Source organism: Pseudomonas avellanae BPIC 631 (assembly GCF_000444135.1).
GTDB lineage: Bacteria > Pseudomonadota > Gammaproteobacteria > Pseudomonadales > Pseudomonadaceae > Aquipseudomonas > Aquipseudomonas avellanae.
Genome location: NZ_ATDK01000169.1, coordinates 1 through 234 on the forward strand (window position 1 = coordinate 1; position 234 = coordinate 234).

At 54.7% G+C, this 234-nt stretch carries 1 pseudogene; it reads left to right on the forward strand.

What is annotated here, in order from left to right:
* A pseudogene (istB, locus tag DW49_RS0107585) lies at positions 1–234 on the forward strand (IS21-like element ISPsy20 family helper ATPase IstB); the annotation flags it as partial.

A 234-nucleotide genomic window follows, 5' to 3' on the forward strand; every position in this document is an offset into this window, starting at 1 on the left:
CACGGTGGATCTGGTGAATCTGCTGGAACGTGAGAAGTACGATGGCAAGGCAGGGCGAATCGCCCAGGCACTGCTTCGCACAGACCTGGTGATACTGGATGAACTCGGATATTTGCCCTTCAGTCAAAGCGGTGGCGCCCTGTTATTTCACCTGCTGTCCAAACTGTACGAACACACCAGCGTGGTCATCACCACCAACCTGAGCTTCTCGGAATGGTCGAGTGTGTTTGGCGA